Annotated in this window: 37 protein-coding genes; all 37 read left to right on the top strand. The window is 34.4% G+C overall.

The features are described from left to right. The first annotated feature begins 1 nt into the window (after window position 1). The 37 genes from NSQ15_RS09750 (at window position 2) to NSQ15_RS09570 (ending at window position 24395) form a co-directional block, all read left to right on the top strand. Entirely contained in the window at window positions 2–355 is a 354-nt protein-coding gene (locus NSQ15_RS09750) for a hypothetical protein (protein ID WP_017636921.1), read from the top strand. Continuing rightward, entirely contained in the window at window positions 345–1592 is a 1248-nt protein-coding gene (locus NSQ15_RS09745) for a DnaB helicase C-terminal domain-containing protein (protein ID WP_340747128.1), read from the top strand. The genes NSQ15_RS09750 and NSQ15_RS09745 overlap by 11 nt, the downstream gene beginning before the upstream one ends. Next, window positions 1589–1819, top strand: a complete 231-nt coding sequence (locus NSQ15_RS09740; protein WP_017636919.1) for a hypothetical protein — start codon at window positions 1589–1591, stop codon at window positions 1817–1819. Before NSQ15_RS09745 ends, NSQ15_RS09740 begins: the two co-directional genes overlap by 4 nt. Then, complete coding sequence (locus NSQ15_RS09735; RefSeq protein WP_017636918.1) at window positions 1788–2015, top strand: DUF3269 family protein; 228 nt, start codon at window positions 1788–1790, stop codon at window positions 2013–2015. Before NSQ15_RS09740 ends, NSQ15_RS09735 begins: the two co-directional genes overlap by 32 nt. 9 nt (window positions 2016–2024) lie before the next feature. Next, on the top strand, window positions 2025–2432 hold the full coding sequence (locus NSQ15_RS09730; protein WP_017636917.1) for a RusA family crossover junction endodeoxyribonuclease: 408 nt from the start codon (window positions 2025–2027) through the stop codon (window positions 2430–2432). Further along, window positions 2433–2591: a hypothetical protein gene (locus NSQ15_RS09725; protein ID WP_017636916.1), complete on the top strand. Its 159-nt coding sequence runs from the start codon at window positions 2433–2435 to the stop codon at window positions 2589–2591. It begins immediately after the preceding gene. An 11-nt stretch (window positions 2592–2602) separates the two neighbouring features. Then, window positions 2603–2953, top strand: coding sequence for a helix-turn-helix domain-containing protein (locus NSQ15_RS09720; RefSeq protein ID WP_017636915.1), 351 nt, complete (start codon window positions 2603–2605; stop codon window positions 2951–2953). Between the two features lies 1 nt (window position 2954). Next, window positions 2955–3212 (top strand): hypothetical protein, encoded by a 258-nt coding sequence (locus NSQ15_RS09715; RefSeq protein ID WP_017636914.1) that lies wholly within the window; start codon window positions 2955–2957, stop codon window positions 3210–3212. Between the two features lie 4 nt (window positions 3213–3216). Next, on the top strand, window positions 3217–3651 hold the full coding sequence (locus NSQ15_RS09710) for a DUF3310 domain-containing protein (RefSeq protein ID WP_017636913.1): 435 nt from the start codon (window positions 3217–3219) through the stop codon (window positions 3649–3651). Window positions 3652–3657: 6 nt separating this feature from the next. Continuing rightward, window positions 3658–4338 carry a hypothetical protein gene (locus NSQ15_RS09705; protein ID WP_029056515.1) on the top strand — a complete coding sequence of 227 codons (681 nt, stop codon included), beginning with the start codon at window positions 3658–3660 and terminating at the stop codon, window positions 4336–4338. Beyond that, window positions 4335–4535, top strand: coding sequence for a hypothetical protein (locus NSQ15_RS09700; protein ID WP_340747127.1), 201 nt, complete (start codon window positions 4335–4337; stop codon window positions 4533–4535). Before NSQ15_RS09705 ends, NSQ15_RS09700 begins: the two co-directional genes overlap by 4 nt. After that, window positions 4532–4888 carry a thermonuclease family protein gene (locus NSQ15_RS09695; RefSeq protein WP_017636910.1) on the top strand — a complete coding sequence of 119 codons (357 nt, stop codon included), beginning with the start codon at window positions 4532–4534 and terminating at the stop codon, window positions 4886–4888. Before NSQ15_RS09700 ends, NSQ15_RS09695 begins: the two co-directional genes overlap by 4 nt. A 21-nt stretch (window positions 4889–4909) precedes the next feature. Then, window positions 4910–5230 carry a MazG-like family protein gene (locus NSQ15_RS09690; protein WP_017636909.1) on the top strand — a complete coding sequence of 107 codons (321 nt, stop codon included), beginning with the start codon at window positions 4910–4912 and terminating at the stop codon, window positions 5228–5230. A gap of 36 nt (window positions 5231–5266) precedes the next feature. After that, window positions 5267–5524 (top strand): hypothetical protein, encoded by a 258-nt coding sequence (locus NSQ15_RS09685; RefSeq protein ID WP_017636908.1) that lies wholly within the window; start codon window positions 5267–5269, stop codon window positions 5522–5524. A gap of 39 nt (window positions 5525–5563) precedes the next feature. Then, window positions 5564–5932, top strand: coding sequence for a DUF7448 domain-containing protein (locus NSQ15_RS12520; RefSeq protein ID WP_026083462.1), 369 nt, complete (start codon window positions 5564–5566; stop codon window positions 5930–5932). Further along, the gene (locus NSQ15_RS09675) at window positions 5932–6084 is read left to right on the top strand and encodes a DUF1381 domain-containing protein (RefSeq protein WP_017636906.1); all 153 of its coding nucleotides are present in this window, start codon (window positions 5932–5934) and stop codon (window positions 6082–6084) included. The genes NSQ15_RS12520 and NSQ15_RS09675 overlap by 1 nt, the downstream gene beginning before the upstream one ends. Further along, window positions 6077–6250 (top strand): transcriptional activator RinB, encoded by a 174-nt coding sequence (gene rinB, locus NSQ15_RS09670; RefSeq protein ID WP_017636905.1) that lies wholly within the window; start codon window positions 6077–6079, stop codon window positions 6248–6250. Before NSQ15_RS09675 ends, rinB begins: the two co-directional genes overlap by 8 nt. Then, a complete protein-coding gene (locus NSQ15_RS09665; protein ID WP_017636904.1) occupies window positions 6250–6453 on the top strand; it encodes a DUF1514 family protein in 204 nt (67 codons plus the stop codon). The genes rinB and NSQ15_RS09665 overlap by 1 nt, the downstream gene beginning before the upstream one ends. Window positions 6454–6538: 85 nt before the next feature. Next, window positions 6539–6913, top strand: a complete 375-nt coding sequence (locus NSQ15_RS09660) for an SA1788 family PVL leukocidin-associated protein (RefSeq protein WP_017636903.1) — start codon at window positions 6539–6541, stop codon at window positions 6911–6913. Window positions 6914–7021: 108 nt separating this feature from the next. After that, the gene (locus tag NSQ15_RS09655; RefSeq protein WP_017636902.1) at window positions 7022–7453 is read left to right on the top strand and encodes a hypothetical protein; all 432 of its coding nucleotides are present in this window, start codon (window positions 7022–7024) and stop codon (window positions 7451–7453) included. A gap of 138 nt (window positions 7454–7591) precedes the next feature. After that, window positions 7592–7915, top strand: coding sequence for an HNH endonuclease (locus NSQ15_RS09650; RefSeq protein ID WP_017636901.1), 324 nt, complete (start codon window positions 7592–7594; stop codon window positions 7913–7915). Window positions 7916–8116: 201 nt separating this feature from the next. Beyond that, window positions 8117–8476, top strand: a complete 360-nt coding sequence (locus NSQ15_RS09645; protein ID WP_017636900.1) for a hypothetical protein — start codon at window positions 8117–8119, stop codon at window positions 8474–8476. Further along, entirely contained in the window at window positions 8473–10134 is a 1662-nt protein-coding gene (locus NSQ15_RS09640; protein ID WP_017636899.1) for a terminase TerL endonuclease subunit, read from the top strand. The genes NSQ15_RS09645 and NSQ15_RS09640 overlap by 4 nt, the downstream gene beginning before the upstream one ends. Window positions 10135–10154: 20 nt before the next feature. Beyond that, window positions 10155–11321 carry a phage portal protein gene (locus tag NSQ15_RS09635; protein ID WP_070452448.1) on the top strand — a complete coding sequence of 389 codons (1167 nt, stop codon included), beginning with the start codon at window positions 10155–10157 and terminating at the stop codon, window positions 11319–11321. Further along, the gene (locus NSQ15_RS09630; RefSeq protein WP_017636898.1) at window positions 11302–12171 is read left to right on the top strand and encodes a head maturation protease, ClpP-related; all 870 of its coding nucleotides are present in this window, start codon (window positions 11302–11304) and stop codon (window positions 12169–12171) included. Before NSQ15_RS09635 ends, NSQ15_RS09630 begins: the two co-directional genes overlap by 20 nt. Before the next feature lie 63 nt (window positions 12172–12234). Then, on the top strand, window positions 12235–13425 hold the full coding sequence (locus NSQ15_RS09625) for a phage major capsid protein (RefSeq protein ID WP_017636897.1): 1191 nt from the start codon (window positions 12235–12237) through the stop codon (window positions 13423–13425). Window positions 13426–13442: 17 nt separating this feature from the next. Further along, window positions 13443–13739 (top strand): hypothetical protein, encoded by a 297-nt coding sequence (locus tag NSQ15_RS09620; protein ID WP_017636896.1) that lies wholly within the window; start codon window positions 13443–13445, stop codon window positions 13737–13739. Beyond that, a complete protein-coding gene (locus tag NSQ15_RS09615) occupies window positions 13723–14088 on the top strand; it encodes a hypothetical protein (protein ID WP_017636895.1) in 366 nt (121 codons plus the stop codon). Before NSQ15_RS09620 ends, NSQ15_RS09615 begins: the two co-directional genes overlap by 17 nt. Beyond that, the gene (locus NSQ15_RS09610; protein WP_017636894.1) at window positions 14085–14486 is read left to right on the top strand and encodes a hypothetical protein; all 402 of its coding nucleotides are present in this window, start codon (window positions 14085–14087) and stop codon (window positions 14484–14486) included. The genes NSQ15_RS09615 and NSQ15_RS09610 overlap by 4 nt, the downstream gene beginning before the upstream one ends. Next, a complete protein-coding gene (locus NSQ15_RS09605) occupies window positions 14483–14890 on the top strand; it encodes a hypothetical protein (RefSeq protein WP_017636893.1) in 408 nt (135 codons plus the stop codon). Before NSQ15_RS09610 ends, NSQ15_RS09605 begins: the two co-directional genes overlap by 4 nt. After that, window positions 14890–15504 carry a major tail protein gene (locus NSQ15_RS09600; protein WP_051009442.1) on the top strand — a complete coding sequence of 205 codons (615 nt, stop codon included), beginning with the start codon at window positions 14890–14892 and terminating at the stop codon, window positions 15502–15504. The genes NSQ15_RS09605 and NSQ15_RS09600 overlap by 1 nt, the downstream gene beginning before the upstream one ends. Window positions 15505–15577: 73 nt before the next feature. Next, the gene (locus NSQ15_RS09595; protein WP_017636891.1) at window positions 15578–15745 is read left to right on the top strand and encodes a hypothetical protein; all 168 of its coding nucleotides are present in this window, start codon (window positions 15578–15580) and stop codon (window positions 15743–15745) included. A gap of 13 nt (window positions 15746–15758) precedes the next feature. Then, window positions 15759–16118, top strand: a complete 360-nt coding sequence (gene gpG / locus NSQ15_RS09590) for a phage tail assembly chaperone G (RefSeq protein ID WP_017636890.1) — start codon at window positions 15759–15761, stop codon at window positions 16116–16118. A gap of 35 nt (window positions 16119–16153) precedes the next feature. Next, entirely contained in the window at window positions 16154–16321 is a 168-nt protein-coding gene (gene gpGT / locus NSQ15_RS09585; RefSeq protein WP_017636889.1) for a phage tail assembly chaperone GT, read from the top strand. Window positions 16322–16381: 60 nt separating this feature from the next. Then, window positions 16382–22189, top strand: a complete 5808-nt coding sequence (locus tag NSQ15_RS09580; RefSeq protein ID WP_340747126.1) for a phage tail tape measure protein — start codon at window positions 16382–16384, stop codon at window positions 22187–22189. Next, window positions 22096–22905 (top strand): lytic transglycosylase domain-containing protein, encoded by an 810-nt coding sequence (locus NSQ15_RS09575; protein WP_340747125.1) that lies wholly within the window; start codon window positions 22096–22098, stop codon window positions 22903–22905. The genes NSQ15_RS09580 and NSQ15_RS09575 overlap by 94 nt, the downstream gene beginning before the upstream one ends. Continuing rightward, a complete protein-coding gene (locus NSQ15_RS09570; protein WP_017636887.1) occupies window positions 22905–24395 on the top strand; it encodes a phage distal tail protein in 1491 nt (496 codons plus the stop codon). Before NSQ15_RS09575 ends, NSQ15_RS09570 begins: the two co-directional genes overlap by 1 nt. The last annotated feature ends 1 nt before the right edge of the window (window position 24396 follow it).

Genomic DNA, 24396 nt, shown 5'->3' with positions numbered 1-24396 from the left:
TATGCCAATGACTAAGGCTGAAGCATTCGAAATCATAGAGCTAGTTAATAATGTCTACGATATGAAGTTTAATGATACCAAGTTTGACTTGTGGTTAGAACAAATCATGAATTATGGCGACTACGACAGAACCTTACACAAAACTAAGAAATACATTAGGGAAAGCCGTTATAAACCTACAATTGCACAAATTATTGATCGTAAACCACCAGAAATGGAAAGTGCAGTGATACCAGAAGAACAAACTGATAAATATAGAATGCAGCATGATAAAGAATTCAGAAAGAACCGACAACAGTTAAGAGAACAATGGCAAAAGATGAAAGAAGATTGGGGGTTAGATGATGACTATTGATGTATTGAACACCGAAGAGTCGATAATTTCTAATCTTATGCGTAACCCAGAGTTACTAGGCAAATTCAGATTAAAACCAGAGATGTTTACTGACAAGAAGTTAAAAGGGTTTCTGGAATATGTACTCGAACAAGGCAAAGTTGATGTTAATCAAAATTATTTTAAAAGTCGTGATGACAACGAATTTATATCTACTGAGAGACTAGGTCGAATATACAACTCAGAGGGAACTGACAAGGTATTTTTTATGGATGACCAATTGAACCTATTACAAGAATACGTCTTGTCACAGGCTCGTGAGAAAGTCTCAGAGTATCAATCAATGCCAACTAAGAATAATTTTAATTATTTGGTCGAGGAATTAGAAAAATTAAAGGGCATGACGATTAAAAAAGCTGACGCTACTGATAGTTTTTTAGCTGAGGTTGTCGAAAACATATTATCTGATGAACCGAAACAATTTATTAAAACAGGGGTTTCATCTATAGACAATAAAATTATTGGTTTTGAACCAGGTCAACTCAATGTGTTAGGTGCTAGACCGTCGTTAGGTAAAACGGCACTTGCTTTAACAATGATGTGGAATATTGCAAGACGAGGTTATCCAACAACGTTTTTCAGTTTAGAGACAGGTGGCAACAACATTGTCGAGAGATTAGTAGCGTCTATTACAAACATACCACTTACCAAAATTAAACAAGGTAATGGACTTGATGACAATGAAGTTTCAAATGTTATGAAAGCAATTGACCAAATCAAGAAGTGCAAGTCATTAAAGATTGAAGACCAAGCACAAATGACACCACAAGACGTTAGGGAAGTAGCGTCTCAAAAGTCAGATAAACCTCATGTCATCTTTATTGATTACCTAACACTTATGCAATCAGACGTACCTCAAAGAGATAGAAGGTTAGAAGTCGAAAAGATATCTCGTGATTTAAAAATCATCGCAAAAGAAACAGGTTGTATCATCATCGCATTATCGCAGTTAAGTCGTGGTGTTGAATCTCGTAATGATAAACGCCCTATGATGTCTGATTTACGAGAGGCAGGCGGTATTGAACAAGACGCTAACATGATTTTCTTTCTTTATCGTGATGATTATTACGATAAAGATCAAGTTGATGTGGATACTGGTAAGTCTGATATTGAGTTTATCATATCGAAAAATAAAGACGGAGAAACTGGCGTGGCACATATAGAATTTTATAAAAAAACGCAGAGGTTTATTGGATGAAAGTATACGAATATCAAAAATTACTAGGCATTATGTATCGAGAAGATTATCAAAACGACTCACTCATCGCTAAAACACTATTAGAGGTTGGGTGGGCGTTAGATAGATTGTTAAAAGCTGGCACAATAACACCATTTAATCAGTACGAAGACGTCCAGGAGTTAATCATGAACGAGACGAAATGGAGAGATAAAGATGGGAATTATCGAAAGGTACTACCTATATAGAGAAGATGGCACGGAAGATATTAAAGTCATCAAGTATGAAGATGATACAAATGAGGTTTATTCGCTCACAGGAGCTCATTTTAGCGACGAAAAGAAAATCATGACAGATAGTGAGCTAAAACGATTTAAGGGCGTGTATGACCTCAGATACGAAAAAGAACTAGGGTTACAAGCAAACTTATTTGAATTTTTGTAGAGGTGGCACATGGAAATAGAAATTAAATTTAATGAAACATATAAAGCACCTATTGGATCACCTCGCCCAAGGTTTCGTAATGCAGGTAAATTTGTTCAAACTTATATGCCAACATCATACACAAAGCACAAGACGTATATACAGGGACAAATGCCGAAATTATTAACAGATAAGAATTTGAAAGTGTCGTTGTACTTTTATTTTGAACCACCGAAAAGTTGGTCCAAGAAACGAAAGTTAATTGCAATAGGCACATATAAACGTACTAAGCCAGATGTAGATAATTTGATTAAGACAGTATTAGACGCTGCAAATAAACATGTGTGGCAAGACGATAATCAAGTAGTGCATATAGATAGTTACAAGATGTATGCCGAAGAATCGAAAATCGTCATGGTCATAAAGGAAGTGGATTAAATGCCAGAAGAAACAGTAAACGCGGAAGTCACAATCAAGGTGATTATACAAGAAGAAACAAATAATAAAGAACAATTAATCAAAGATATAAAAGATAGTCCGTCAGATGTATTTCAGGGCTATCACAGAGTAACTGGGGTATCTATAGAAGAATTTTAGGAGTGGAGTAAATGAAAGTAATCAAATGTGCAATAAAGCGAGAAGAATTAGATAGGATTTTAAATGAAAGAAATATGACATATACACAGTTCGCAAGTGAAATATACATTGATCAAACCTATCTATCTAGATTAGTAAACGGAGAAAGATATATCTCGGATAATGTAAGACGAAATATACAAAATTATTTGAAAGTAGAGTTTGACGATTTATTCGAACAAGTCGAAATAAATAAATCTAATGGTTACAAACAAATCCCAGAATTGATTTTAACTAAGAAAGAAATAAATGAATTAGTTGAAACAGGTAGTAAAGAATTGTTAATTAGTGGCAAAAAAATAAATTTAAAGGTGGTTAATTAAGATGATTGAACAAGTTCCAGAATTCTATAAAGGCGATGGGTTGAATTCAAAGCAATTGTACGAAATCCAAAGAGCAGAGATGAGACACGAAAAAGAATTAAAACGTAAACGTAGAGAAGAAAGATTAGCTAGAGCCAAACGTTCATTGGAATTATTGAAAAAGAACAGAGTTGATAGTAGTTATTTTAGAAATCTAGAAAGAAATAATTTAATCGCAACAATCAAAACTGATTCATACGGCAGAGTGCAAAGGGGATAGAGAGATGAGGATAAAAGATTTAAATGCTGGAGATTGGGTGCAATTTATAGGAGATAATGGACAGTCGCAATATGGTAAGTATACTCAACGTTGCAAAAATTTAGTGACTGGTGAGGATTTTACCGACTTGATTATGCATAATGGACAAACCTACAGACTAACTGATAATGATGATTTTGTTGTGGTAGACTTACCGTTTACACAAAAGCTAGATGAAGTAGTGGGCGTATCTAATAGAACACCGAAACATTATCAAGGTAGTGACGGGATAGACGTGATTGAATTCTTATATCAACAACTTTCATTTGAAGAATTCAAAGGCTATATGAAGGGCAATATGATTAAATACCCTGTGCGTAGTGGCAGAAAAGACAATGAAAAAGAAGATATCAAAAAAGCGTATGACTATGCAGGAAGATTACTTGAAAAAATGGAGTGATTAATCATGATCTATATGTATGAACCATTTGCACATACTATCACTAAAACAACTGTTAAGCATTTAAGTTATATTACTGGTATTCCAGAAATGACAATATACCAACAGAAACACAAAGGTCAGTTTAACTATAAACTAAATTGTTTCTTTACAGACAAACTACCACGTATAAAAAAGAAACAAGAAATCAATGAGCTTATAAAAGTAAGTGATGAAGTTTGGAAGTTCAATGAACATTATCAATTGTATGTAAGTAATCTAGGTAGATTTAAGACATTAGACGGACAATTTAAATTTGCTAATAACAACAAAGGTTCATTGAACATCATTTACAAAAATAAACATCATCGAGCTAGCGACATAGTATTTAAAACTTTTATTGCAGGTATTCAGAATGGTATGCACGCGTATCCTAAAAATAGAATTTACAACGACATCACCGCAGATAATTTATTTGCAACGTCATTCAAGAAATATAGATTGTACAGAATAAATAAAGGTTGTTCTAAAGCGGTATATCTAATCGATTCTAATAACAACATTGTTGAAGAGTATTCAAGCACTAGAGAGGCTAGTAAGCATATGAATTTAGATAGAACGAATGTATCAAGGAAATGTAATAGAAACCACGTTGAAGATGGATTAATGTTCATGTGGGTAACTGATTACAAAGAGGCAGCACAATGACAACTAACACATTAGAACTCTCATCAACGATCAACCAACGTTATAAATACGATACAGCAGGCAAGACACCAACTCAGATACAAAGTGAATTGCGTAAAAAAGGCGTAAAAGGTTTTGTGGTTAAGGTGGCTGGAAGTAAAGTCACGATGAAAGTATTAGAAGAACACATTAAAAGTAATAGGGAGTGTATGAGATGAACATCAAAAAACAACTATACACATTTAAAGCAACATGTACCAATGTTGTTGACGGGGACACGTTAGACATTGATTTAGATTTAGGGTTTGAAACATTTGCTAAAAGGCGTGTCAGGTTACTCAATGTTGATACGCCAGAGAGAGGTCAAGAAAATTATAGTAAAGCTACTAACTTTACTAAGCAATGTGTAGAGAATAAGAAAATATATGTTCAGACGTATAAAGATGATGCTTTCGGCAGATATTTAGCCAATGTCTTTTATGATACAGGTGATGAGATACGTTCGTTGAATGATGATCTGCACATTAATCAATTAATTAAACCTAATTCGAAATGGAATGAATCAAAATAATCAATTCGGAGGACAACGATAATGACTAATCAATTAGATCAATTAGTAAAAGCAGTAGAAGAGTGGAGTATCGATAAAGGACTTGATAAAGGTAATAGCTTTACACAGTATGCTAAATCAAGCGAAGAAATGGGTGAGGTTGCTGCTGCACTATGCAGAGACAACACAGACGCTCTCAGAGACGGTATAGGAGACGTTGTTGTTACTTTAGTGATTTTGGCCCAACAAAATAATATGACGTTACGGGAGTGTTTAGAACAAGCTTATGGAGAGATTAAAGACAGAACAGGAGTCATGTCAAAAGACGGGAGCTTCATCAAATCAGAAGACATCGAAAGATAAAGATATTCTGACTAAAATTCGGGAGGTGTTGGGGAAGTGAACGACTTATTCTTATTAGGTTTATTAGCGATAGGTGTATTCGCTGTGTTGTATGTATTAACAATTATTGTAGCTCTAGCGTTATATAACAAAAATAAAAAAGAGTATGAAGAATTCAGAGATAAAGTAAATAAAGAACGCCGTGAATTTGAAGCTATGGCTTATAAGAGAATGGAAGAACAACGTAAAGAAATGAATCAATCAAGAGTAATATCCCATGTTAATAAAGAATTAGATAAACATTTTAAGGAGTGAGTGGGAATGTATGGTATTAATTACAAAAGCTTTTAAGAAATAAAAGAACAAATATTATATAAAAAAGTAACTGCTTGGACCGATGAAACATTAACGCTAGATGATGGAACAGTAATTGAAATAGTTGAAAGTGAACAAGACTGCTGTGCACACGCTGGGGGAACATGGACGAATGTAAAGCTAGACGCAGTTATTACTAACGTGAAAATAGAAGACGAAATTACACGTCCTCAAATTGAGGATTATCCATATGAAGAAAGTGAAAGTCTTGCTACTGTGGTTCTGTATCATAATCAAAATCCGATTGCACAAGGTGAATGTTATGCGGATGCAGGTAATGGTGACTTTTATTACAGTGTTTGCTCATTAAAAATTAAAGACGTTCATTATCCAGTGGTTGAACATTAATGACACAATACCTAATCACAACATTCACAGATTCAACAGGACGCAAACACAACCACGTTACACAGTCGAGAGATAATCAAACATTTACGGTGGTTGAGGCAGAGAGTAAGGAAGAGGCGTTGAAAAAATATGAGGAGGCAGACAATGATTAAACATATTTTAAAATTACTATTCACATTAGCAATGTATGAGCTAGGTAAGTACGTTACTAATGCAGTAATTGAACACTACAGATATAGAGAAGATGAAGTTGATAAACCACCACAAGACTTTAACCAACATGATCATATCCATTTAAACGCTGAGGTGAGTAACTAATGTGGATAATCATATCAATCATACTTGCAGTTATTATATTATTCCTTGTTGGAAATAATGGTATGTTACGTAATGAAAACAACGGTTTGAGATACACTAACGTATACTTATTTACTCGTTTTGTTAAAGATAATGGTGAAGAAGGGATTAGAGAGTTACAAGAGGAAATGGAAAAGGTAGCTAACAAGTTTAATAAAAATTAATAATTTTTTAAAAAGTAGGGTAGCTCAATACCATGATTTGATATAAAATGAAAAACACTATACAAACAATCTGGAGATGTTTTAAATGTTAAAGACTACCATTAAAGTTAAAAATGAAAAAAGAGAGCTAACTAACTTGGAACTACAAAAGATGCAAGATAATGCTTTAGATCATGGTATTGTTAGTAACAGAATAAGGGATAATTGGACTGAAGAAGAAGTGTTTAACGTACCTAAAGGTATGAGCCGTACTCAATATGCTGAGTATAAATCTTTAAAAAATTTAGAAATTGCTAATAAAAATGATAAAAGTAACGACACACGAAATACTCTAAAGAAACCATGGCTATATAAAGTAAGACAATTACATGGGCGTTCAGAGTATGTACAAAGTCAAATGGATAACAATTCTTTTGTCAAACTGAAAAAGGATTGCTATGGAAGAATGCAAAGAGTTTAAAATTAATTATATATATATTTAAGGTAAAGGTACTAATTTACTCTAGTACCTTTATAATTTATACTATTATTAGTACCTGGTACTAAATGTAGGTAACGGAGGTAGTAGATGTATACACGTGACGAAGTAAGAAACATGATAGACAATTATAAGTGGATGCGTAATATTATTGAAGCACAGGTATATGATGCAGATAGTACATCTACTGCACAGTATGGTATAGAAGCAGTAATGCCTAAAGCTAAAGGTGGTACAGGTGATAAGGTATTAGTCAAAGTGTTAGATAGGAATAGAGAGTATCGACGTAACATTAAGATACTACAGAAGATGGAGTTCATAGATAAGTATGAGGACTACATCACAGATGAAAAGAACTATCACATATTACAGATGCTAAAGCTAGGAGTTAAGCATAAGACTATTAAGGACTTAATGGAGATTAATAGTGACTCTAAGTTCTATGCATGTATCAATGAGATAGTCAGTGTGTATATGGATGCACAACGTGGACACTATGATGAGAAGACATCGAAGAGATAGAAGAGATAGAAGAGATAGAAGACATCGAAGGTTATGTGCATTAGTTATATTAATAACATTATAATATAGTCATACGATAAGAATATAAGAGGCACATCACATAATGGTGTGTCTTTTGTTATGCACAAGGTGATTATAGTGAGCAAGTTTAGTGAGTATATAGATATAAGGAACAATAACCGTAAGTTCTACATGAGAGCCAAATGGAGAAAGACAAGACAGCAAGTATTGGCACGAGATCATTATGAATGCGTGAGATGTAAAGAAAAAGGTAAGCTAACAATCAATCAACATCAGTCATTAGAAGTTGACCATATTCTTGAATTAGAAACTCATCCAGAACTTGCTTATGAATTAGATAACTTACAAACCTTATGCAAATATCATCATAATAAAAAACATGGTAGATTTGAATTTAATCCAAACAGAAAAGAAATAAAATTTAATGACGAACAATGGTAAAAACATTTATATAATTAAATTATACAATACAAATAAAATTGTAAAATCCCCCCCCCGGTTTCAAGAATCCCATACCTAAAGGATTTGTCGGAAACCGGCGCTTGGGTCAATTATCCGAGTTTAAAGCTTTAATAGATACATTAGGGGATTGACAATTAAAAATATTATCTAATTCAAATAAATATGAAAGGGGGAGGGCAAATGAAAAATGACGAATATTTAAAAGATAAGTTAACACCTAATCAAATTAAAAAGATAAATAACTCAGAAGACTTTCTAATGTCACAAATTGACACCAATAATAATGTTGAAGTCGAAAAAGTAGAACGTTATATCAACTTATTAAAACTTTTCTATGCATTAGATGTATATATTGAACAGTCAGGTCCAATTACAATTGTTAAAAACGCAAGTCAAGAATTTGTTAAGGCTAACCCTGCTATTGCAGAGAAGAATAAAGTCAGTGGCTCATTACTTGCATTGGAAAAATCATTCCAATTAGATAAGAAGGCAGAGCAAAAACGATTAGAAGAAGCTGCGAAAGGACCTGATTTAACATGAAGATACCTAAATACGTTACAGACTATATAGAAAAAGGTAAATTAGGTAAAGCTTTATTTAATAAAGAACGTCATAAGTTAATATCTTTTTTAGAAGATAACATTTTGCAACGTGACGATCTTTACTTTGACACACAACGAATTGAAGACTACATCAAGTTTAGTGAAAAATGGTTTTTCCCACTACAAGATTTTCAAAAATTTATATCATGTTTTGTATTTTTGTATGAAGAAGATACAATGACACCTTACTTCTCTGAGTTCTTTATTTCAATGGCACGTGGTGGAGGTAAAAATGGTTATATTAGCACATTAGGTGCTTTTTTTATGACACCTTTACATGGCATACCTAAATACAATATGTCAGTGGTTGCTAATAGTGAAAAGCAAGCACAGGTTAGCTTTAGAGAAATATATGAAATGATTGAGGGCAATGATTTATATGTAACTGCTGAAAGACCTAATAACCCTTTTTACTTAAGTAAGGTCTATGTAGAAGGGCTATCAACTAAATCGCAATTTCTTTTTGATACTTCTAATGAAAAAACAAAAGACGGTGCACGTGAGGGTTGCATTTTCTTTGATGAGATTCATGGGTATGAGAAAGATTCTGTTATCAATATTAAACGAAGTGGTTTAGGTAAGGTTGCGCATCCTAGAACGTTCTATATCGGTACAGATGGATATGTTCGAGAAGGCTTTTTAGATAGATTGAAAGAACGTGCAGATAATGTATTGAAAGGTATTAGCCCTGAAGATAGATTATTCCCATTCATTTGTAAGATTGATGATAAGGATGAACTTGATCAACCTGAAAAATGGGAAAAAGCGAATCCCATGTTCGAAGAGCCTACAAGTGATTACGGTAAACAACTTTTCAAAGAAGTACATCAACAGTATTTAGGACTTAAGTTTAATCCATCTAATAGACCAGAGTTTATGACAAAGCGTATGAATATGCCTGAAACTGATTCACAAAGTGTTGTAGCACCTTGGGACGACATCATGGCGACTAATCGACCTATACCGCCCTTAGAAAATAATGAATGTATCGGTGGTTTAGACTATGCAAGTTTAAAAGACTTTGCAGCAGTTGGATTATTGTTCCGTTCAGGCGAAGATTACATTTGGAAGACTCACTCATTTGCAAGAAAAGAATTTTTAGATACTTATAAGTTAAAGCCACCTATTAAAGAATGGGAAGAAAGAGGCTTATTAACAATTGTAGATGAGCCAACAATAAGCCCTAAACATATTATTGATTGGTTTAGTGAAGCACAAAGAAACTATGGGCTAAAAAAAGTAATAGCTGATAACTTCAGAATGGATTTATTAAGACCCTTATTTGAAGATGCAGGTATTGAATATGAAGTAATTAAAAATACTAGAGCGATTCAGTCGTTGTTAGCACCACGTGTTGAGGACATGTTTGCACAACGTCATTTAATATTTGGAGATAATCCTCTCATGCGTTGGTATACACAGAATGTTGCCGTTAAGATTCGTAAAGACGGCAACAAAGAGTATGAAAAGAAAGAGCCTATCCGACGTAAAACTGATGGTTTTCAAGCGCTTATACATGCGTTATATAGAGCAGATGAGTTAAAAGATTCTAACTTAGATGATGAGATAGACTTGTTACGTGGTTTAAGGTTCTAAAGAAGGGAGGTCCAAATTAAATGGGATTATTTGATACTGTATTTAAACGGCATTCTGAATTGTCGTGGATGTATGATCTTGAGTTTCTTCAAGATAAAAGTAAAAAAGCTTATTTAAAACAAATTGCTTTAAATACGGTTATTGAAATGGTTGCAAGAACTATATCTCAAAGTGAGTTTCGTGTAATGACAGGTAATAAGCGAGAAAAAGACGACTTGCATTATAAATTAAATGTACAACCGAACAAAAATCAAAATGCAGTCGATTTTTGGCAAAAGTTTATTTACAAATTAATCATAGATAATGAGGTACTTGTCGTAAAAAATGATGACGGGTACTTTTTTGTTGCTGATGATTTTGTAAAAGATGATGATATGGGGCTATACCCTCACAAATTCATAAATGTTATGGTTAACAACTTTGAATTTAAACGTTTCTTTTCAATGGATGATGTTATTTATTTAACTTATAGTAATCAAAAACTTGAGGACTTTTCGATAGGCTTATTTGAGGATTATGGCGAGATATTTGGTCGCATGATTGACTTGCAACTGATGAATAATCAAGTTAGAGGCGTCTTAAACATAGATACCACTCAATTTAAGGCTGAAGATGGAAGAGCAAAACTACAAGGCTATATAGATATGATGTTTGAGGCATTTAAAAACAACTCTATAGCTATAGCACCATTAACAAAAGGCCTAGAATATGAAGAACATTCTAGTAAAGGCGCTTCACAAGGTACTCAAGAGTTTAAAGAGCTAGAAGAATTAAAGCGCACTATACTTACAGATATAGCAAGAATGATAGGCGTACCACCATCGTTAGTCATTGGCGAAATGGCAGACCTAGAAAAACAAATTGATTCATATTTGAAGTTTTGTATTAATCCTTTATTACGAAAAATCGAATCTGAATTAAATTCAAAATTTTTCTATGAACAAGAATATTTAAATGAAGATAAACATATTAAAGTCGTAGGTATCGATAAGCGAGACCCACTACAAATGTCAGAATCTATTGATAAGTTAGTTTCATCTGGTACATTTACTCGAAATCAAGTACGAATCATGACGGGCGAAGACCCTGCCGATGACCCAGAATTAGATAAATTTATCATCACGAAAAACCTTCAAACTGCAGATGCATTTAAAGGAGGTGAGACTAATGCAAGTGGACAAGAGTAAAGGCTTTTTCAATGTTAAAAAAACGTCACCTACATCAGCTAGCATAGATATGTATGGCGAAATTGTAGATGAACGTATGAACGATATTGAAACAAGTGCCACATCGTTTAATCAAGCTTTAAAAGACTTAGGAGATGTAGAGAATATTACTTTAAATATTAATTCTCCAGGTGGTTCAGTATTTAGCGGAATAGCTATTTACAATATGATTAAAAGCCATAAGTCACATATTACGGCAAATGTACAAGGCTTAGCTGCAAGTATAGCGACAGTTATTGCTATGGGAGCAGATAAAGTTGTTATGCCATCTAATAGTATGATGATGATTCATAATGCATGGACTATTGCGATGGGCAATGCAAATGACTTAAGAAAACAAGCCGATGATTTGGATAAAATTAATAGTACAGTATTTAATAGCTATGTTGCTAAAAACCCTGATATTGATCATGCGCTTCTTCAAAAGATGTTAGACGAAGAAACATGGTTAAGCGCCGAAGAATGTAAAAACTTAGGACTTATTGATGAAATTCAGAATGCAACACCTATAGCAGCAAAAATCTCACCGGAAATGGAGGCGCAGTTTAAGAACATGCCAAATAAATTTAAACATTACAACGCGGACAACTTACCGCAAGAACAAGACACACCGCCACAAGAAGAAAAGAAACCTGAAGAAAAAGATATTGATTTAAAAGTTGTAAATGATAAGTTAGATGACATCTTTACTTTGTTAAAAGATGTTGCTAAAAGTGTGGTTAAGGATGATTCAAAACAAGAACATGAAGATAATCCACCTAAGCCACCAGAACAACCACAAAATAAAAAATTCAATCGTTTCACATTTTAACTAGCTTCTCGTGAGTAACGGGAGGCTATTTTTAATGTTCAAAATTAAGGAGGAAATAAAAATATGGCTGATATGAAACAAAATGAGCAAAAGCTCAAAAATTATCATGAGCACAAGCAAAAATTTGCTAACTTAGTGCAAAATGGTGCAAGTGATGAAGAACAATCAAAAGCATTTGGTGCTATGTTTGACGCTTTATCAAATGACTTACAAGAAGAAATCGAGGATAGAGTTAACAACCGTGTTGTTGACAATGGTATTTTAGCGAAACGTTCTCAAGACCCATTAACTTCTGAAGAACGTAAATTCTTTAACGAAATTAATTATGAAGTAGGCTATACAGATGACAAAATCTTACCAGAGACTGTTGTTGAACGTGTGTTTGATGATTTACAAAAAGAACATCCGTTATTATCTAAAATTAATTTCCAAAATGCAGGTATTAAAACTCGTGTAATCAAAGCAGACCCAGCAGGTCAAGCGGTATGGGGTAAAATCTTTGGCGAAATTAAAGGTCAATTAGACGCTGCATTCCGTGAAGAAGATTTCACACAATACAAATTAACTTGCTTTGTAGTATTACCAGATGATTTATCAATCTTTGGTCCTAACTGGATTGAACGTTTCGTACGTACGCAAATTCAAGAAGCTATCTCAGTAGCATTAGAAGCAGCAGTTATCAATGGTGGGGGTGCCTCTAAATTACAACCTGTTGGTTTAATGAAAGATATTAACTCAGATAATGGTGCAGTAACTGATAAACAATCGTTAGGTACTTTAACATTTGCTGATGCAGATACAACTGTATTAGAACTTAAAGATGTATTGAAGAACTTATCAGTAGACGCAAGAGGCAAGAAATTAAAAATTGACGGTAAAGTAACATTAGTTGTAAATCCTCAAGATGAATGGGATATTCAAGCACGTTACACATACTTAACTGCTAATGGTGGTTTTGTCACTGTGTTACCTTATAATGTTTCTGTTGTTGCGTCTGAATTTGTTCCTGAGAAAAAATTAGTCGCTTTTGTAACTGATCGTTACGATGCAGTTCGCGGTGGCGGATTAACAGTTAAGAAATTTAATGAAACTTTAGCTTTAGAAGACGCAGTATTATTCACTGCTAAAACATTTGCGTATGGTCAACCAGCAGATAATAAAGCTTCTGCTGTTTATGATTTAAATATCGCTACTGGACCTAAATCACAAACAGCAGCAGGTGGTACAACTGACGGTAAAACGCCAACTGCATAAGGATTGAGGTGATGTAAATGGAGCGCATCACAGATGATTTGTTAGATGAGTTTAAAGACTATACCAAAATCTCACATGACACAGAAGACGAGTATTTAAAAAATCTTTTGAAGAAGTCATACAGTAATCTTGTGTCGAGATTTGGTGAGTTTAACATCTATGAGAATTTAGAAGGCCAAGACCTAGTCTTTGCAAGATCACGTTATGCATATGAAGATTTGCTTGAGTATTTCAATGATAATTACCAAGATGATTTGATTAACTTTGGTTTGAATAATGTGACTGGAAGTGGTACACATGAGAACACCATTTAAGAAGCCATTCATAACAACTAAAAAGTTAAATACTAGAGTTCATTTTTATGAGTATCAAGCAAATAAAGGTCCAGAGGCAGGCGTTAAACGTAAGAAAATTTTATACAGTTGTTGGGCATACGTCCCACAATGGAAGATGACAGAGTTACAAAATGCTATTGCTAATGGCACAGAGCATGACGTAAAAGTATTTATAAGAGACACTCATGGACAATATATACCATCAGAAAGGCACTATATTAATGTGGAATCGCCTTACATTACGCAAGACTTAAACATTAAATTAGTACAACCCGATGTTGAGAATGAAGATTTCTTAATGATTTTGGGTGGTGTGACAACATCATGAGTATAAAATTTGATGAAAAAGTAGTGATGAAAGAACTTGAGAAAAAGTTCAATAAGACGAGAATGCGAAAGATATACGATGAGGCTTTAATTGCAGCAGGTAAAGTGATACTTGAAGCGGTTAAAGCTAATATTCGTTATTTTAGAGATACAGGTGCTGAGTATGGTGAAGTAAAACTATCTAAACCAATGTGGGAAAATGGTACACGATCCATTCGCTTGTATTGGGAAGGTGAAAAACACAGATATGCTATTGTTCATTTAAACGAAAAAGGTTTTCACAATAAAAGTGGCAAGTTTATTAAGCCGAAAGGTATGGGAGCGATAGATAAGGCTATCAGAAGTGCAAGAAACACTTTTTACAAAGTCATTCAAGAAGAGGTGGAAAAAGCGTTATGATTGATATACTAAATGTTATATATGAAAAGCTAATTAGTAATGACGCTTTGATGCGACTTGTAGATAAAGATAACATTAAGTTTAATGATTACCCTGATGTACAAGACATCATAAAGCCCTATATTGTGTTAGATGACTTTGACGACCCTATACCTGAAACGTATATTGATGGAGACAGATATGCTTATAGCTATATCGTTCAAATCGATGTGTTTGTCAAATACTCTGATAATTACAATGCAAGACTAAGAAGAAACGAAATATCGCAATTGATTAGTGATTTATTATGGAAAGAATTAAAAGCTAGCCAAGTAACAAACTTAGGCAATGAATATAATAAGGACTTTAGCCTGTATCGTTCAACGAGACGATATGAGGCTATTTTTTATAAGGAGGAAAATTAATTATGGTCAAACAAGCAAAAACGCCACGTTCATATATTAATATTAAGGATTTAGGGTTCGCAGTATTAACTACAGATGAAGTAGATAATATGGTTTACGAAAAAGTAACTCAAACAAGAGGTTTACAAGAAGTTTCTGTTGAATCTGGTGGAGAAATCGTTAACGCTTATGCAGACGGCGGTATCATTGAATCAGGTACAACTGATGGTGAAGCTTCAATTAACTTAACTATGCATGCATTCCCACAAGAAATTAGAGAAATTATCTTCAATGAAGTTTACGACGAAAATGGTATCTATGAAGAATTAAAAGGTAAACAAAGTAACTATGTTGCTGTTTGGTTTAAACGTGAACGTCGTGATGGTTCATTCCAACGTGTCGGTTTAACTAAAGTTATGTTCTCTGAACCGAAAATGGAAGGTCAAACTGCAGAAGATAAATGGGAATTCTCTCAAGAAGAAGTTGAAGGTACTGCAATGCATCGTATCGGCGACGACAAACGTAAAATCATTTTTGATTCTAAGTCTAAAGATGATGATGAGTCAGAATTCTTCAAACGTTTATTACTAGGTGCTTATGATTCTAAAACAGAAGTATCAACACCAACTGCATAATTAATGATTTAAGGCGACTGTCAAAGGTCGCCTATTTTTGTATACAAAAATAAAACTCTTGAGGAGTGATTAAATGGCCAAATTTAAAGTTTTATCTGATTGTAAAGATAAAAGAACGGACAGATTATACAAACAAAATGAAGAAGTAGAAGCAACAGTAAAAGAAATTAATGATTTTGAAAAGCGTTTAGAAAAAGCAGGACATGAAACACCATTTTTTGAAAGATTAGATAACAAATAAGGAGAGAAATAAAATGGCTAAATTAAAACGTAACTACATTCAATTAGTAGAAAACCCAAAAGCTGAAGAAATTAAAATGGAGACTTTCTTAACACCACACTTTATTCCAATGGATGTGCTTTATGAAGCAACAGACATCATGGCAGAGTTAGAACGTGTGGAATCAGGAGAAGTTGAAATGAGTTTTAAAGAACAATTAGATAAATTAATCGATGTTGTTGTTAAAATTTACGGTGGTCAATTCACTGCAAAAGACGTAAAAGCTCGATTACATGCACCAGATGCAGTAACTGCTTTACAAAGACAAGTTGAATTCATCGCAAATGGACAACAAGACGAAGAAACAAAAAAGTTTATTCAGAGCATCAGTTAAACCAATTAGATGAAGATGATTTAACTTACTCAAGTATGTTAAATCATTTAGATATTGTTGTCAGAGATTTAGTAAAGGAAGGAAAAGATGTTAATAAAGTGTTAAAGATGCCTTATCACTATGTATTACAAATACTAGATGAACGTAACACTAATAAAGTCACTTCCGATGCTAAAGCAGATGCAATATTTGCAAATTTCTAGCCTTAGCATAATTGCTAGGGCTTTATTTTTTTATCCTATTTTAAGAAAGGGGGACAATGAGTGGCAGATATTAAAGGTTTATCCATATTAATGAATATGAAAGATGTTGGGGTTGAGCGTTCTCTCAAACAAATCAAAGCTCAATTCAAAACATTAAGTAGTGAGATGACAAGATCTAATGCAGATTTTAAAAATACTGAACGTTCAATGAGTAACTTAAATACTAGAACTAAAGAGTTAAGAAAAGGTATTGATGTTACTGAAAACAGTATGAAAGACATTGCCAATCAATTGAAAAAAATGTCTACAGAAGAACAACGTTCAAGTGTAGAAGCGGAAAAGTTAAGATTGGAGTATAGTCGTCAAAATAGAGCCTTAAATATGTATCAAAGACAGTTAAATCAAACAGAAACAGAATTAAATCAGTTCGGTCAATCAACAAAACGAACTGTATTTTCTATGGAGAAGATAGATAATGTTTTGGGTACGATGAGACGTCAATTAAATATTACAAATATGGCTTTTGAACGCGGAGAGAAGTCTACAAAAGGCTACGAAAGCTATTTAAACAGCTTAAATGTCGTAATAGAAAAGCATAAACGTACAATCCAAACGCTTGAAACAAGATATCGTAATGTAGCAAGACAACAAGGTGTGAATAGCCAAGAGGCTTTACAGTTAAGACAAAAGATACTTCAAGAAAAGCAATCCTTAGACACTTTAGAGGTACAATACCGTCAAACTTCAGCTCAAGCACAACGGTTTGCAATGGAACAAAAGTCTGCAACGATGTCTATGACTCAAATTAGACAAAAGATTACACAAGTAGCACAATCTTTACGTATTAGTGCTAATAATTTTAAGTTGTCAGGCCAAACGGCAAGTGCCTATAAAGCGAAAATTGAATCGCTAAATAATGGCATGAAACAACAACAACTCATTGTTCAGAATTTAGCGAAACAATATGATTACGCTAAGCATCAGTATGGTGCAACAAGTAAAGAGGCTCAAGAGCTAGGTGTTCAATTAAGTGAAGAGAGACTTAAACTTAAAAACTTAGGTGTTGAATTAAATAGTACAACTCAAGCTCATAGACGTTTGAAAATGGAACAACAACAAGGTATTTCTTCCATGTCTCAAATTCGTAATAAAATGACAGATTTGAATAACACTTTAACTTTATCTAGAAGTAATTTTTCTAAAGCAGGAGAAAGTGTAAATAGTTATAAAAATCATTTGATTACGTTAAAGAACAACATGACACAACAAAAGACAGTTTTAAGAGAATTAACCGCTCAATACAATTTTGTAGCAAATGCTCAAGGTAAAAACAGTCAAGAGGCACGTGAACTTGCAAGTGCAATTGTCCAACAAAAAGTGAAAATGAATGAACTTGAATCTGAGATACGTCAAACAGGACAAGCTTATAATGAGTTATCGCAAAAGCAACGTAATGCACAGGCTTTAAGTGCAAGTGGTTTTGGTAGATCAATACAAAGTGTCAACAAATATAGAGATTCAATTAACAGTGCAGGAATGGCTATGAGAAATATAGGCTCTAATATGTCAATGTATATTTCTTTACCAGTGGTTGCAGGATTTGGTGCTGCAATTAAAAAAGGCATGGACTTTGAATCTCAAATGGCTAAGGTTGGTGCTATTGCAGGAGCAAGTAAGGGTCAATTAAAAGCAATGACTGATCAAGCTATTGACTTAGGTGCTAAGTCTGTATTTAGTGCGTCTGAAGTTGGTAATGGTATGAAAGAATTATCAGCATTGGGCTTTAAGGCTAAACAAACAATGTCTGCGATTCCAGGTGTTATTGATGCAGCAGCAGCAAGTGGTGCAGACATGTCTACTACTGCAACTATTATGGCGTCTACAATGAACTCATTTGGTTTAGAAGCGTCTAAATCGGGTCATATCGCCGATGTATTAGCTATGAGTGCGAATAAATCTGCCGCAGATGTAAGCTACATGGGAGAAGCATTGAAATATGCAGGAACTCCTGCTCATTCATTAGGTATGAGTCTTGAAGATACATCTAGTGCTATTATGGCAATGAGCAATGCAGGTTTAAAAGGTGAGCAAGCAGGTACAACATTACGAGCTTCATTAATTCGATTAGCTAAACCTACCAAAGCGTCACAAAAAGCAATGGACGAACTAGGTATTTCCCTTACAGATTCTAAAGGTAAGTTTGTTGGTATGCCTGCTTTAGTAGGACAATTCCAAAAAGGATTGCAAGGTATGACGAAAGAACAAAAACTTGCAGCAGTGTCTCAAATTGTTGGTACTGAATCGGCTAGTGGTTTCTTAGCAATGATTGATGCAGGTCCTGATAAAATAGGAAAGTATAGTAAATCACTTAAGAATTCAGACGGTGCAAGTAAAGAAGCAGCAGACAAGATGAACAATACACTTAAAGGTGCCGTTGAACAACTTGGTGGTGCGTTTGAATCATTAGCAATTAAGATCACTCAAAGTAATGGCGGACCTTTAACAGGTTTGATACATGTATTGACTGGTATAATTGGTGCCATTACTAAATTACCTGGACCTGTGATACAAGTTATCACAGTTTTTGCGGGATTGGTTGCAGCAATAGGACCGTTGCTTATAATGACTGGTGCGGTTGCTAATGGAATTACAGGAATAGCAGGAGCTATGACATTACTGAATGAACTAGGTGCAGGCGAAGGTATCATGGCAGGCTTCAGAAATGGCATATCTAAAGCTTTAGGACCAATAAGAACAATGATTGGTTTATTAAGAGCTCAAGCAGTTGCTGCATGGGCGTCATTAGGACCTTATGCATTAATTGCAGGGGCTATTGCAGCCGTTGGAGCGGCGTTTTATGTAGCTTACAAGAAATCTGAGACCTTTAGAAACATAGTTAACGCTGTCATCACACCTGTAAAGAATGGCTTTATCGCTTTATGGAATGTCATTAAACAGTTCGGTAGTGCTATTAAATCAGTCTTTAGTGGCGACACTGCAGGTGGCTTTAACATTCTTAAAAAAATACTACCTGAAGAAGCGGCAAGACAATTTACGTCTACTCTCGTGATGTTGCGAGGTGCGTACACACAATTTATTTCATTTGTTCGTTCTACTGCAGTAGCTATTGGTTCGTTCTTCAGAGCTTTTTGGCAAGAGAATGGTTCGACAATTATAAATGCATTTAACGCAGTTAAAAGTGCAGTAGGTTTAGTATTGAGCACATTATTCAATGTGGTTATCAAACCTATACTTAATGGTATTAGAAGCGCGTTCAGTATTGTGTTCGGTGGCATCAAAGCCATTGTTATCAATGTGTTTACTGGTATTAGAATGATTGTACAAGGTAGCTTAACTGCTATTAGTGGTGTCATTAAACTGTTCAAAGGTATTTTCACTGGCGATTTTGGTTTAATGTGGCAAGGTATTAAACAAATATTCAGTGGCGCATTAATGGCAATTGGTGGATTAGTTCGAATGACATTTGGCAATCTACTTATATTCTTAAGAACAATAGGTCTGTTATTCATCAACGCAGTACGCACTGTTTGGAATGTAATTAAAAATGTAATTATTAGTTCAGTTCGAATTTCTGTTAACGTAGCTAAAGCACTCATGGGTGGATTGCGCAACTCATTTGTAGCTATATGGAATGGTATTAAAACTGTCAGTATAGTAATTTGGAACGGAATCAAAAATGCAATAGTTGGTATAATACGATTAATGATTGCTATTGGTAAGCGTGTAATAGGTGGATTAAGATCTTTTATCGTTAGTGCTTGGAATTTCATTAAAGCAGTTTCTATTCGCGTTTGGAATGCAATTAAAAACGGTGTTGTTGGAGCTATACGAGGTTTATCTAACGGAGTACGTAAAATTATTACCACTTTACGCGGTTGGATTGTTTCGGTTTGGAACTACATCAAAAACAAAGTCATTGCTTTAGCCAAAGCTTTAAGTACTGGTGTAAAACGTGCGTTTAATAATCTTTGGGGAACAATTAAAAAGATATTTGGTGCTATCCGTAATTTTACAATCAAAGTATGGACTTATATTAAGAATAAGGTTATTGCTTTAGCAAAAGGCCTTTATAATGGTGTAAAACGTGCTTTTACTGGTACATGGAACTTTGTAAAGCGTGTATTTAATAATATAAAAAACTTTTCTGTTAAAGTATGGGGTTATATAAAAAATAAAGTTGTTAATTTTGCAAAAGGTTTATTTAACGGTGTAAAAAGATACTATAATAATTTATGGAACAATACTAAAACGGTATTTGGTAAATTACGTGGTTGGCTTACTAAAACTTGGAAAAATATCAAAAATTCTGTAATAAATTACGCTAAAAACCTTTGGAGTGGCGTTAAAAATACATGGAACCGTTTAAAAAGCGGTACAAGTAGCATATTCGGTAGAGTAAAAAGTGATACCATTTCTAAATGGAAAGGTATAAAAAATTCTGTAACTGGTCTTGCAAAAAGTTTATGGAGCAGTGTTAGAAATACATTTAGAAATATGGCCAGTGGATTAAAAACATTGATTGGTAGAATCAAAGGTCATATTGGTGGCATGGTTAGTGGAGTTAAAGGCGGATTAAACAAATTAATCAAAGGTGTTAACTGGGTAGCCGGTAAATTAAGTATGGATAAATTGCCATACATTAAATTACACACTGGTACTGAATCTACTCATACTCAAAATGTTGTAACTAATGGAAAAATTAATCGTGATACATTTGCTACAGTTGGAGATAAAGGTCGAGGAAATGGTCCAGGTGGTTTCAGACATGAAATGATTCGTTACCCTAATGGAAAAACTGCTATCACACCTAATAGAGATACAACAGCTTTCTTACCTAAAGGATCATCAGTTTTAAATGGTGCTCAAACACATAGTATTTTAAATAGTAATCCTCAATTTTCTAAAGGATCATTACCTAGATTTGCAGGTGGTACTGGTTTTAATTTGCTTGGTGGAGGTAAGAAACCTAAAAAACATAAACACGGCGATAGTGTTGTCGGCGATGTTATAGGAAATGCTAAAAAAACTGCAGGAAACGTTGGTAAACAAGCCAGTGCGATCACAGGTAAGGTTGTTAAAAGCGGGAAAGCTATTGTAGATAAAACACTAGAAACTGCAGGTAAAGGTAAAGATTGGCTTAAAAAATCTGTTGGTGATGTGTTGGACTACATTGAACATCCAGGGAAATTACTTAATAAAGTCCTTCAAGGTTTTGGTATTAGTAAGGATAGTTTCGGTATAAGTAAGGCCGCCGAACTACCATACAATATGATGACTGGTATGTTTAAAAAACTTAAAGAAGCTGCTACTAAAAAAATTGGAGAATGGCTAGAAGATAGTGGTGGGGGCGACGGTGGTTACATTGACTTATCCAAAGGTATCAACTTTGGATTTGCAAGAACTGCTGCTGAAGCTGCAAGAGCAGGTTATCCATTCCCTCGACCGCATCACGGTTTAGATATTAACTATAAACACGACAAAGTTTATTCGACGATGTCAGGTACTGCTCGAGCCTTCAAAGGTTGGAGTGGTGGTTTTGGTAATCATATGGAAGTAACCAATGGTAATGTTAAGTCTATCTATGGTCACTTGCACAAACTAGCATTTACAGGTAGTAAAAAAGTACATCCAGGAACATTCTTAGGTATTTCTGGTGGTGACCCTGGTGAAGACGGACAAGGTGCAGGTAGCTCTACTGGACTTCATTTACACTATGAAATGCAATGGGGTGGAGTAGCAAAAGACCCTACAAGTTGGTTGAAAAACATAATGGGGGCGGCGGTGGAGGTCAAAATAAGGCTGCTTCCAAATGGAGAGGTGATATTCGACGTGCCGCTAAACGCATGAAAGTAAACCTTTCAGGAAGAGAATTGAATGGTATCATCGCTCAAATTCAACGTGAGTCAAACGGTAATGCAGGGGTTACACAAGGTAACATCGGAGATATAAACAACTTGCGTGGTACGCCTGCACAAGGGTTACTTCAGTATGTGCCTAGTACATTCAGAAGTTATGCAGTAAGAGGTCATAAAAATATCAAAAATGGTTACGATCAATTATTAGCATTCTTCAATAACTCAAATTGGCGTAGAGATTTACCTTACGGACGTTCAGGTTGGGGTCCTAGTGGACATCGTAGATTTGCTACAGGCGGATTAATCAAAAATGCAGGTTGGTATAACATCGCAGAAGGTGGCTATCCTGAATGGATAATTCCAACAGACCCATCACGACGTGGAGACGCAATGAAGATGTTGGCTTTAGCCGCTCAAGATATTCAAAGAGGTCGTTCTAACACAAGTAGTAATAAACGTCCTAACCAACTACCTAATATTAATAGTAGTAGTGATGATAGCTCTATACTTATGCAAATGGTTGCACAACAGCAAGAACAAATAGCATTACTTACACAGTTAGTTACTAGCAATCAAACTATTGCAGATAAGGATTTTGAGCCTACGATTGACCAGTTTACTCATGAACAACAAGTATTCAGCTCTATTGATAAATACAATAGACAGAAACAAAGAAAATCAAGATTTAAACCAGGGGAGGTTAGATAATGCTTGATACAATCAAAGTAAATAACAAAAAACTTCCATGGTTAATAGTTGAAAGAGGGTTTAAGATACCCTCTTTTAATTTTGCATTAGAAACCGAAGAAGTTGCAGGTCGTCCAGGAAGTATTGTTAAGAATAGAAACTTAAAAGAAATTAAATTTGATTTGCCTTTAATCGTTCATAATGACTATTTATCTCATGGTGGGGTTAAAACACATGATGATGTGTTAAATGAATTAGTTCGATTTTTTAATTATGAAGAATCAGTTCCACTGCAATTTACTTCACAAGATTGGTACTGGAATGCATATTTTGAAGGCCCTATAGAATTAAAAAAAGACAAATATGGATTTTATTCTTTTACCATTTCTGTTGTCTTAGCAGACCCATACAAATATGCAGTAGAAGGTACGAAAAATACTGCTATATCAGACCAAGTCAGTGTGGTTAGTACAGGCACTGCAGATAGCCCAGTTATCGTGCAAGCAACTGCATTACAAAATGCAAGTTACTATATGATCACTAAAAATGATGAAGATTACTTCATGATTGGTGATGATGACTTGGATAAACCAGTCGAAGATTACACGCCAACGCTTTGGGATAATGAAATGCGTAATTTTAAAGGTTGGACAAAACAAACAGCAGGTACAAATATAGATGGATATACAGGAGGCACAACGGGTGGAGGTATGGAGCTTGCAAGTTCTAAAGATTCATTTGTATTGAAACAAGATACAATCACTGCCACATCAGGTTGGAACGGTGCAGAATATAAACACAGTTTCGGTAAATCGGCACAAGATTTTGTTTCTACCATTAAATTGCATGTGAATCAAAAGAAAAAAGGTTCAACACATTGTGCGCAGTATTTATACGATACAGATAATCGCTTAATCGCAAGCATTGGCTATCGGAATACTCGTTCTAGTCAAGCAATTGGTAGCATTGTAATTACATTATTCGACCAATTAGGACAACAAAAGAAGATTTATGAATATGGTAATTTACCTATGTTCTATAAGTGGGATGATTTAGTATTGTATATCCGTTTAGAACGTTCAGGTACAACATTTAAAATTAAAACTTGGAAATATAAAGAAGTTGAGTATCCTAAACGTGTCATTCCGGTTGATGTGCATGAGAAACAATGGGAAGACAGTGGCAAGTTCTACCAACGTCCTATTGCAGCAGTTAGTGTATATACTGCAAAGAATGGTACGAACTACCACATGCCAACTTACATTTTAGGTAGCTACACTCATGAAAAGTTACCTAAACCACCTAAAGCACGTGACATGATTATTAAAAAAGGCGATGTGATAAACATCAATATGCAAGACAAAACAGTAACAATTAATGAAGATCCGTCACTTGATTTAAAAACGTTTGGTAGTGATTTCTTTAATATCAATAGTGGTTATAATGAATGTATTATTTATCCAGAAAAAACTTTTGACACTACTGTTTATTGGCAAGATAGATACTTATAAG

Source organism: Staphylococcus sp. FSL W8-0774, from assembly GCF_038006785.1.
Classification (GTDB): Bacteria; Bacillota; Bacilli; order Staphylococcales; family Staphylococcaceae; genus Staphylococcus; species Staphylococcus pasteuri.
Note: the sequence above shows the minus strand (reverse complement) of the source record. Positions and strands in the feature narration are given on the sequence as shown.

Coding starts and splice junctions, on each gene's coding strand:
- NSQ15_RS09730 (WP_017636917.1), top strand. CDS start 2,025: ATGGAAATAGAAATTAAATTTAATGAAACATATAAAGCACCTATTGGA.
- NSQ15_RS09745 (WP_340747128.1), top strand. CDS start 345: ATGACTATTGATGTATTGAACACCGAAGAGTCGATAATTTCTAATCTT.
- NSQ15_RS09610 (WP_017636894.1), top strand. CDS start 14,085: ATGAGTATAAAATTTGATGAAAAAGTAGTGATGAAAGAACTTGAGAAA.
- NSQ15_RS09725 (WP_017636916.1), top strand. CDS start 2,433: ATGCCAGAAGAAACAGTAAACGCGGAAGTCACAATCAAGGTGATTATA.
- NSQ15_RS09690 (WP_017636909.1), top strand. CDS start 4,910: ATGACTAATCAATTAGATCAATTAGTAAAAGCAGTAGAAGAGTGGAGT.
- NSQ15_RS09710 (WP_017636913.1), top strand. CDS start 3,217: ATGAGGATAAAAGATTTAAATGCTGGAGATTGGGTGCAATTTATAGGA.
- NSQ15_RS09700 (WP_340747127.1), top strand. CDS start 4,335: ATGACAACTAACACATTAGAACTCTCATCAACGATCAACCAACGTTAT.
- gpG (WP_017636890.1), top strand. CDS start 15,759: ATGGCTAAATTAAAACGTAACTACATTCAATTAGTAGAAAACCCAAAA.
- NSQ15_RS09615 (WP_017636895.1), top strand. CDS start 13,723: ATGAGAACACCATTTAAGAAGCCATTCATAACAACTAAAAAGTTAAAT.
- NSQ15_RS09630 (WP_017636898.1), top strand. CDS start 11,302: ATGCAAGTGGACAAGAGTAAAGGCTTTTTCAATGTTAAAAAAACGTCA.
- NSQ15_RS09595 (WP_017636891.1), top strand. CDS start 15,578: ATGGCCAAATTTAAAGTTTTATCTGATTGTAAAGATAAAAGAACGGAC.
- NSQ15_RS09720 (WP_017636915.1), top strand. CDS start 2,603: ATGAAAGTAATCAAATGTGCAATAAAGCGAGAAGAATTAGATAGGATT.
- NSQ15_RS09655 (WP_017636902.1), top strand. CDS start 7,022: ATGTATACACGTGACGAAGTAAGAAACATGATAGACAATTATAAGTGG.
- rinB (WP_017636905.1), top strand. CDS start 6,077: ATGATTAAACATATTTTAAAATTACTATTCACATTAGCAATGTATGAG.
- NSQ15_RS09635 (WP_070452448.1), top strand. CDS start 10,155: ATGGGATTATTTGATACTGTATTTAAACGGCATTCTGAATTGTCGTGG.
- NSQ15_RS09640 (WP_017636899.1), top strand. CDS start 8,473: ATGAAGATACCTAAATACGTTACAGACTATATAGAAAAAGGTAAATTA.
- NSQ15_RS09705 (WP_029056515.1), top strand. CDS start 3,658: ATGATCTATATGTATGAACCATTTGCACATACTATCACTAAAACAACT.
- NSQ15_RS09625 (WP_017636897.1), top strand. CDS start 12,235: ATGGCTGATATGAAACAAAATGAGCAAAAGCTCAAAAATTATCATGAG.
- NSQ15_RS09750 (WP_017636921.1), top strand. CDS start 2: ATGCCAATGACTAAGGCTGAAGCATTCGAAATCATAGAGCTAGTTAAT.
- NSQ15_RS09645 (WP_017636900.1), top strand. CDS start 8,117: ATGAAAAATGACGAATATTTAAAAGATAAGTTAACACCTAATCAAATT.
- NSQ15_RS09695 (WP_017636910.1), top strand. CDS start 4,532: ATGAACATCAAAAAACAACTATACACATTTAAAGCAACATGTACCAAT.
- NSQ15_RS09735 (WP_017636918.1), top strand. CDS start 1,788: ATGGGAATTATCGAAAGGTACTACCTATATAGAGAAGATGGCACGGAA.
- NSQ15_RS09605 (WP_017636893.1), top strand. CDS start 14,483: ATGATTGATATACTAAATGTTATATATGAAAAGCTAATTAGTAATGAC.
- NSQ15_RS09740 (WP_017636919.1), top strand. CDS start 1,589: ATGAAAGTATACGAATATCAAAAATTACTAGGCATTATGTATCGAGAA.
- NSQ15_RS09620 (WP_017636896.1), top strand. CDS start 13,443: ATGGAGCGCATCACAGATGATTTGTTAGATGAGTTTAAAGACTATACC.
- NSQ15_RS09660 (WP_017636903.1), top strand. CDS start 6,539: ATGTTAAAGACTACCATTAAAGTTAAAAATGAAAAAAGAGAGCTAACT.
- NSQ15_RS09665 (WP_017636904.1), top strand. CDS start 6,250: ATGTGGATAATCATATCAATCATACTTGCAGTTATTATATTATTCCTT.
- NSQ15_RS09675 (WP_017636906.1), top strand. CDS start 5,932: ATGACACAATACCTAATCACAACATTCACAGATTCAACAGGACGCAAA.
- NSQ15_RS09715 (WP_017636914.1), top strand. CDS start 2,955: ATGATTGAACAAGTTCCAGAATTCTATAAAGGCGATGGGTTGAATTCA.
- NSQ15_RS09570 (WP_017636887.1), top strand. CDS start 22,905: ATGCTTGATACAATCAAAGTAAATAACAAAAAACTTCCATGGTTAATA.
- gpGT (WP_017636889.1), top strand. CDS start 16,154: ATGTTAAATCATTTAGATATTGTTGTCAGAGATTTAGTAAAGGAAGGA.